Raw genomic sequence first — 5,265 nt, 5'->3', positions numbered from 1 at the left:
GTTAATGTACATTTGTATTATACAAGCATATATGATGTTGTCAATGCCGGAGATTGGAATAGGGAGCGAGAGCGATTGCAAAATCAAAATCCAGTTGAATTAATTGAATATGAGCTGACGACTTTTATCAGGAGAGCTGTTTATCTGGATCAATCGGAGAAAAGAACAGGGAATTTGGAGAGATCTTCGTACTTATTACTGAGACAATTGGATGAGTTTGGGCCTGCTCGTGTTAAGGAATTGGCTGAATCGTTTAAGCTTGATATTTCTACTCTTTCAAGACAAGCAGCTGCATTAGAGGCAAAGGAGCTCATCTATCGTTTCTCAGACCCGTCTGATGGGAGAGTAAGCCTGTTTACCATTACAAAACTCGGCAAACAACTATTAAAAGCTGATCAGCAAAAGCGCCTTGAACGTTATGAACAGATGCTGAAAGAATGGTCAACACAGGAAAAAGAGATGTTCGGCGAGCTGCTGCAGCGTATGAACAAGGCTTTTATCGATTAACAGCTGAAAAACCCATGGTTCGCTGGAACAGCATGGGTTTTTCTATCATGGTCAGAGATTATCTGCATCGTTTGGCGGCAGCCCAAGCCACTAGTCCGGCAATAACAGCCGCAGATACAATGGGGCGCTTCGTCGCATTCGTGTAGTAGCTTCTTGACCTCATCCATCCTTTATTTGTGCCTCTGTCATGCATACCGCAGCCCGCATCATAAAGAGCGCTTTCTTCTCTCGGTTTGGACGGTCTTTCGGCATGCGGGCTGTGATACATGGTTTTTTCCATCAGTCTGTCGGTCAGACGAGGAAAAAGCGCGCCCAGCATGGCGATGGCTTTGGCCTGTGAGCCGATGTACATGTCGCGCTTAGGGTGTTCGGCGGCAAACAGGATCGCTTCGGCGACCGCTTCCGGCGGATAGTCATGGAGCGGTAATGAGCCGGCTGTTTGTCGAGGTAGCTGTGCGCATGCTCGTTATATGGTGTGTCAATTCTGCCCGGATGGATGAGCGTTACCGAGACGGGCGCCTGTTCCTTTTCAAGCTCCATTCGGATGCTTTCCGTCCAGCCGTGAAGCGCAAATTTGGTAGACGCATATGTGGATTGAATGACTGTTCCCCTGTCTCCGAACAGGCTTCCTACATTAATGAGTGCGCCCGGCACACCTCTGCCGGTGTAGTGTTTGACAGCCGCTCTTGTTCCGTAAACAGGTCCCCAGAAATTTGTGTCGAACATGCGCTTCATGTCTTCGACGGTGACGTCCATGGCATGTCCGAAAGTCGAGACGGCCGCATTGTTGACCCATGTGTCAAAGCGGCCGAATGTGCTGATCGCGGTTTCTGCGATGCGGTTGACGTCCTCTTCTTTTCCGACATCCGCCTTTACCCATATGGCGTCGTGCCCTTTTTCCTTAAGTTCATCAGTGAGCTCCTTCAGCGCGTCTTCATTTCGCGCTGCTGCCACGACCTTTGCGCCTTTTTCAGCTGCCATTCTCGCCGTGACAAGTCCGATACCGCTTGAAGCGCCGGTAATGACGATCACCTGATCCTTGAGTTTTTTCAGTTTGATCTTCGTTTTCATGCCGGGGTTCTGTTGTTCAAGCTGCTCTGTATTCGTGACTGAATGATCGATTGTCATTGAGAGATCCCTCCTAGACGCTGTTTTTGTACATTTACCCCATCCGGGAGGGTCTTACCCCTTTTGACAATCACAGGGTTCTTTTTTATATTATATAAGTCGCTCTACCATACCTAGGAGGGAATGTTTTAATGACTAGCAGAGGAGATTCACGTGAAAAAATCCTTCACACGGCGTCACGTCTGTTCCAGCTGCAAGGATATCACGCGACAGGTTTGAACCAGATTGTAAAAGAAAGCGGTGCTCCAAAAGGATCGCTTTATCACTTTTTTCCGAATGGCAAAGAAGAACTAGCAATTGAAGCGGTTACATATACAGGTAAGATCGTTGAACATCTGATACAGAAAAGCATGGATGAATCCTCTGATCCTGTTGAAGCGATTCAGCTTTTTATCAAAAAAACAGCCAGCCAATTTGATAACACAGAAAGCATTAAAGGTATTCCAGTCGGTTTGCTGGCGAGTGAGACAGCGTTAATCAGTGAACCGCTGCGGACGGTTTGCATGAAGGTGTTTAAAAGCTGGGAAGCGGTCTTTGCCAGAAAATTAATGGAAAACGGATTTGCAGAAGAAGAAGCAAATCAGCTTGGAACGCTGATTAATTCGATGATTGAGGGCGGCATCATGCTTTCGTTAACGAATAAAGACAAAACGCCTCTTCTTCTCATTGCCGAACAAATACCAGTGCTGGTGAGAAAAAAAGGGTAGCATTTTGTTATCCTTTCTCCTACAATTATATAGAACGGTCTAGACAAATAAATGATAGTATATAGACTGGTCTAAATTGGAGGAAGCGATAATATGAAAACATTATGTACACATTCGTTGCCTAAAGAAAAAATGTCTTATTTGCTCCGGAGCGGAGAAGGCGAGCGCTATCTGTTCGGCAGACAGGTCGCCACGGTGATGGCGAATGGGAGGAGCACAGGTGATTTGTTTGAGATCGTGCTTCTTTCCGGGGGAAAAGGAGATGCCTTTCCGCTTCACGTCCACAAGGACACACATGAAGGAATTCTCGTTTTGGACGGGAAACTGGAACTGACACTTGATGGTGAACGCTATTTATTAATATCAGGTGATTATGCCAACATTCCGGCGGGAACACCGCACAGCTACCGGATGCAGAGCCACAGAACAAGACTGGTATCTTACACGATGAAAGGAAACGTAGCGCACTTGTATTCCGTTATTGGGAATCCGTATGATCACGCTGAACATCCGCCGTACGCAAGCGAAGAAGTCTCAAACGAGCGGTTTGCAGAAGCAGCCGCTGTAGCGGACATTGTATTTCTAGATGAAGGAAAGCCTGCATGTTCGGCCAAATTAGCGGAACTTACAGAGCTGCCAGATGGAGCCGTTCCATACGTTCTTGAATCAGGAGAAGGAGATCGCCTGTTGACTGGAGATCAGCTTCACCGCATTGTGGCTGCACAAAAAAATACAGATGGCCAGTTTATCGTCGTATCCTCTGAAGGCCCTAAAGGTGACCGAATCGTTGATCACTACCATGAACATCATACAGAAACATTTTATTGCCTTGAAGGCCAGATGACGATGTGGGCAGATGGCCAGGAAATTCAGCTGAATCCGGGAGATTTCCTGCATGTCCCTGCAAATACCGTTCACTCCTATCGCCTTGATTCTTACTATACAAAGATGGTGGGCGTATTGGTTCCTGGTTTATTTGAACCGTTTTTCCGGACGTTAGGCGACCCGTATGAAGGCCACATCTTCCCATGTGAGCCTCAGGCTTTGCGCTTTGATCGCGTTTTGCAGAATATCGAAGCATTAGATTTAAAGGTGATGAAACCATAAAGATGACAAGATTGTAAGGTTTTCATGCCGGCCTGACACCTAAATCGATGTTTCCGCGCTTCATTTTTTCATACCCTTAAGGTACAGAAAAAAGGAGCGTGATGGCTATGTCTTCATTACAGCCGACTTTGGCAAATGAGCGGATCGGTGTGCTTGATGTGCTGAGAGGAATGGCGATTTTCGGCATCTTATTTGTCAATCTGGCACATTTCAGTTATCCGGATATGTATTTGTCTATGCTTGGAAAAGAGAATTTTTTCATGGATAAGTGGTCTGAAGCTGATTTTGCCGCCGCAGACATACTGAAATTCTTCATTCAAACAAAATGTATTTTATTGTTTTCCTTTTTATTTGGATTTGGCATGGTTGTCATGATGGAGAGAGCAGAAAACAAAGGGAAACGGTTTGTTCCGTTATATGTGAGAAGGTTAATGGCGCTTCTCTTGTTTGGAACGATTCATGCCTTTTTGATATGGGACGGGGATATTTTAACAGAATATGCCTTGCTCGGTTTTGTCCTGCTCTTGTTTCGAAAAGCAAAGCCGAAAACACTGCTGATATGGGCGGTCTCTTTGTATCTTCTGTTTTCCATTCCGTTCATGTTGACAAGTTTTGATCAATCAAACGGACAGGAATGGGTACAAGCGGTAACACAGCAGGCAACACAAGCGATTCATGTTTATGGAAGCGGCAGCCTGAAGGACATTGCAGAACAGCGGATCCATGACCGTCTTGTTTATATGTCTTCGAATGGCATGCTTACGTATAATCCGCTCAACTTCTTCTTTGCATCCATTCCTTATTTCAGCATGTTTTTGCTGGGAGCTGCGGCAGCAAAATCACGGTATTTGCATGAACCGGAAAAGCATCGCAAAGGATTAAAACGATTATGGATGGCTGGGCTTGTCATCGGCATCGGCGCCCATGTGCTGTACAGTGTAACGGAAAAGGAACTATTTCTGCTGATTGGCGCGCCTTTCCTCATGTTTTTCTATGTTACAACGGTTGTCTATCTTTATCATAAAACAAGAGTGAGAACAGTGCTGCAATCATTCTCCGCTGTTGGGAGGATGGCATTTACCAATTATTTGATGCAGTCTATTGTGTGTACTTGGATTTTTTATCATTACGGCTTGGGCCTGTATGGAAAAGTGTACCCTGCTGCCGGTGTGCTCATTACAATTACGGTTTGTGCCGTTCAAATGGCCTTCAGCCACCTTTGGCTTCGTGTCTTTCGGATGGGGCCGTTTGAGTGGCTGTGGAGAAGCGCTACGTATCTGTCGTGGCAGCCTATTGTAAAGAAAACAAAAGTCTAGATGCCTATTGGCGTCTAGACTTTTTTCTATTATTTATACACGACACGTGTTTTGCAAATGATGTCATGCAGGCCTTTTTTCTCTCCAAAGGCGATCATGATAAACCCGATATAAAAGATGATTCCAGATAAGATATAGGCAAAGTAACGGCCAATTCCCTGTCCGACAGAAACCCGTTCACCTTGTTCATTGACCACTTTCAGGCCAAGAATTTTTTTGCCAAGTGTGCCTTGCATTTTAGAAGCTGTGAGCAGCCCGTAATATAACACACTGATGACGATCATGATCAGCATAGTAGGCAAAAATGCAAGCGTCATGTATTTCACTAAATACTCTTCTTCCGTCATGTAAGGGTTTGTTGCCACAGCCCCAGCTACAAAAACAGAATTGATCACAAATAGAATAATATAACTAGGAACAGATACAATAATGCCATCAATAAAATAAGCTAAAAAACGAATCCAAAATCCTGCTGGTTTTTCCATGTATTTTTCTCTCTC

At 45.2% G+C, this 5,265-nt stretch carries 5 protein-coding genes and 1 pseudogene; 4 read left to right on the top strand and 2 right to left on the bottom strand.

What is annotated here, in order from left to right; genetic code table 11:
• The first annotated feature begins 75 nt into the window (after positions 1-75).
• A complete protein-coding gene (locus RAC86_RS34975) occupies positions 76-507 on the top strand; it encodes a MarR family winged helix-turn-helix transcriptional regulator (RefSeq protein WP_003243994.1) in 432 nt (143 codons plus the stop codon).
• A gap of 58 nt (positions 508-565) precedes the next feature.
• On the opposite strand, the pseudogene RAC86_RS34970 reads toward RAC86_RS34975, so the two are convergent.
• Positions 566-1,635: pseudogene (locus RAC86_RS34970) on the bottom strand (SDR family oxidoreductase).
• Positions 1,636-1,766: 131 nt separating this feature from the next.
• Here RAC86_RS34970 and yxaF point away from each other — a divergent pair.
• The 3 genes from yxaF (at position 1,767) to RAC86_RS34955 (ending at position 4,765) form a co-directional block, all read left to right on the top strand.
• Positions 1,767-2,342, top strand: a complete 576-nt coding sequence (gene yxaF, locus RAC86_RS34965; protein WP_029726137.1) for a transcriptional regulator YxaF — start codon at positions 1,767-1,769, stop codon at positions 2,340-2,342.
• A gap of 93 nt (positions 2,343-2,435) precedes the next feature.
• A complete protein-coding gene (gene qdoI / locus RAC86_RS34960) occupies positions 2,436-3,449 on the top strand; it encodes a quercetin 2,3-dioxygenase (RefSeq protein ID WP_038428088.1) in 1,014 nt (337 codons plus the stop codon).
• 107 nt (positions 3,450-3,556) lie between these two features.
• Complete coding sequence (locus RAC86_RS34955) at positions 3,557-4,765, top strand: DUF418 domain-containing protein (RefSeq protein WP_128740871.1); 1,209 nt, start codon at positions 3,557-3,559, stop codon at positions 4,763-4,765.
• 29 nt (positions 4,766-4,794) lie between these two features.
• Here RAC86_RS34955 and RAC86_RS34950 read toward each other — a convergent pair whose 3' ends face one another.
• Positions 4,795-5,250, bottom strand: a complete 456-nt coding sequence (locus RAC86_RS34950; RefSeq protein ID WP_015250840.1) for an RDD family protein — start codon at positions 5,248-5,250, stop codon at positions 4,795-4,797.
• Between the last annotated feature and the right edge of the window lie 15 nt (positions 5,251-5,265).

It is taken from the genome of Bacillus sp. LR_5 (genome assembly GCF_042709275.1).
Note: the sequence above shows the minus strand (reverse complement) of the source record. Positions and strands in the feature narration are given on the sequence as shown.

Bases quoted from the DNA above. Each gene is read 5' to 3' on its own strand.
- qdoI (WP_038428088.1), top strand. From the start codon at position 2,436: ATGAAAACATTATGTACACATTCGTTGCCTAAAGAAAAAATGTCTTAT.
- yxaF (WP_029726137.1), top strand. From the start codon at position 1,767: ATGACTAGCAGAGGAGATTCACGTGAAAAAATCCTTCACACGGCGTCA.
- RAC86_RS34950 (WP_015250840.1), bottom strand. From the start codon at position 5,250: ATGGAAAAACCAGCAGGATTTTGGATTCGTTTTTTAGCTTATTTTATT.
- RAC86_RS34955 (WP_128740871.1), top strand. From the start codon at position 3,557: ATGTCTTCATTACAGCCGACTTTGGCAAATGAGCGGATCGGTGTGCTT.